General features: G+C 48.3%; 2 protein-coding genes. Both read right to left on the reverse strand.

Going from position 1 to position 2,617, the window contains the following annotated elements:
- Positions 1-86: 86 nt before the first annotated feature.
- Positions 87-1,223: a GGDEF domain-containing protein gene (locus FD01_RS08245; RefSeq protein WP_056963661.1), complete on the reverse strand. Its 1,137-nt coding sequence runs from the start codon at positions 1,221-1,223 to the stop codon at positions 87-89.
- 260 nt (positions 1,224-1,483) lie between these two features.
- A complete protein-coding gene (locus FD01_RS08250) occupies positions 1,484-2,353 on the reverse strand; it encodes a DegV family protein (RefSeq protein WP_056963663.1) in 870 nt (289 codons plus the stop codon).
- Positions 2,354-2,617 lie beyond the last annotated feature (264 nt).

Here is a 2,617-nt window from a genome sequence, read left to right on the forward strand (position 1 = left end):
CAAGAGTTACCTTGCGTCTAAATCATATTCAGTTCCAACAAATTGGGTAAAGGTCAGAATCGCGAAGATTCGTGGCGTTTTGATCGTTATGCCGATTCAGCAGTTAAGGTTTCTCCTTCGATGGTGATGCAGTCACGGCCGGCACGCTTGGATTGGTAGAGATAATGATCAGCGCGTTTAAACACCGCAGTGGCATTGCCATCACTAGATGCGGCCATGGCAAGCCCAAACGACGCTGATAGATGAAATTCACCAAAACTGCCTGACACCTTGGCTTGGCGAATCCGCTTTTGACAAGCACGGACAATTTTTGCGGCGGTGGGCAGATCAGCCCCAGGCAAAATGATCGCAAACTCTTCGCCACCAGTGCGATAAAACTGATATTCAGTATTTTCAGCGTGGAGATAAGCTTGAATGGTTTGCGAGACGGTCATCAAGGCTTGATTGCCGACTAAATGCCCGTGATGATCGTTGATGTGTTTGAAATGATCGAGGTCTAGGGCGATCAACGCTAAGGGGCCATCGTTGATTTGCATGTAAGCATGGTTGAAATCACGCTGAAACATGGTCCAATTCCGGGCTCGCGTGAGGCCATCATACTGAACTTCTCGGGTGAGCTTGGCGATCACTTGTTGATCACGGCGTTGGTAATGATCAAAGTCCCACAATGCAAAGTAAGCCCAAGCAAAGCCCATGAAGTTCACGACAGCTAGACTTGGCGAAAGTGTCGTGTTATTAAGCCAGACGATCCACCAAAAAAACGCGCCGATCACAATTGGTGGCATTAAGTAAAGCAATTCATGTTCTTTGAGTCGTTTGCCATACCAGCGCTCGCCATAGATCCCCAAACATCCAAGTAAATAAGCCGGGGTCGTCAACCAGTTCATCCCGCCGGCTGTGGCAAACATGGTGACCCCAACGGCTTGGATCACCACGAAATCTGCCAAATTGGTGACTAATAAATTGCTGTACATCATGATGATCAGCTGAAGGTTGACCATGACCCAAAACAGCCAACCAGTGGTGCCAGAGCTGATCACCCGCAGTAAGATCAAAAGCCCACAAATATAAATCACTTGCGGTAAGCGCTGTTCAACGGCAGACAAACTGCGATTTTTAGCTAAGCGCAATTTCGTGCCGGTTTCAATTTGACTGTAAACACTGGCAAAGCCAAGCGTTGCGATGACGACCAAAAATAAATTGGCCATTGCGATTCGAATCATTTGACTCGCCATCCTTTCTGAGTTGAACGGTTAATGATGAACGTTTTGCCGATAATAGTCAATGCAATCGCACAATTCGTTATAAAATATGATGAAAAATCTAATTGTGCATAAGCGCATCAACTCTATCTTGAGCCAATGGCGTGGGTTTAGCAAATCAAATCCCTGATTTGTCGCCGTTTAAGCGCGCAAAAAATCCCATTGCGTTGAGGGCGAGCAATGGGATCAACAACAAAGTTTAGGTTAAAAATTGACAACGTTTAGTCGCGCGCTTTTTCATCTAATGAAAAGACGGCAACACAACCGAGTCCAGTGTGGCTAGCAATAGCCGCACCGATATGCCCGATCGTGATCGGGGTATCCGGGAACTGCGCGTGAATGCGATCTTGCACGACAGCCGCGGCATCTGGCGCATCAGCTGTGGCGATCAGCACGCGATGGCTGGGATCATGCGCAATCGCGGCGATGGTTTCATCCGCCAAGGCATGCAAGGAGCGTTGACGTGAGCGCGCCTTTTTCACCACGCGCAAGTGCCCTTCAGTATCCACATCCATCACCGGCTTGATGTTGAGCAAGGTGCCTAAAGTGGCAGAAGTTCTCGACACCCGGCCGCCGTGATAGAGATAATTTAAGTCATCCACGGTAAACCACTGGCGATAGCGCAGGCGGTTGGCTTCCAGCCAGTCAGCAATTTCATCTAAAGATCTGCCAGCTTGTTGTTGGTCGATGGCATCCAATACCATCAAACCTTCACCGTTGGCTGCGGCCAGTGAATCCACTAAGCGGATCGTGGCGTCTGGGTGGTCTTCTAAAATGATTTGCTTGGCTTGTTCAGCAGAACTGAAGGTCCCACTTAAGCCGCTGGAAAAACCTAAGTATAAAATCGGCGTGTTCGCTTCGACGTAAGGGGTGAAAAAATCAACGAATTGGCCGACGTTGACTTGCGCCGTGGTGGGCATCACGCCTTGGCCGATTTGGGCATACAGCTGATCCAATTTAAAGGTTTCCCCAAGATCATCGATATGATCGACGCCATCGACATCCACGTGCATGGATACAAAGTCGACACCAGCGGTTTGTAGCGTTTGATAAGGTAGATCACAAGCGGAATCTGTCAATAATTGAAACATGCGTGGCTCCTTAAAATTTAAGACATATATGGTCATGATACGCCAATCGATGAAAAACGCAATGAAAGCCAGCCAGATTCGTGAGGCCGAATTCATTCAAAAACAGCGCCACTGATCGTCTGATTTGAGACGACAGTCGCGCTGTTGAGGGGTTATTTCACTAATTCATCGGAAACATCCAACTTCTTGCTGATGACGCCTTCTTCATAAAAGCGCAAATTGCAAGAACAAGTTAGCCACTCCGTGGCACGACACCGTGAGGCG

Source organism: Lacticaseibacillus manihotivorans DSM 13343 = JCM 12514, assembly GCF_001435035.1.
Classification (GTDB): domain Bacteria; phylum Bacillota; class Bacilli; order Lactobacillales; family Lactobacillaceae; genus Lacticaseibacillus; species Lacticaseibacillus manihotivorans.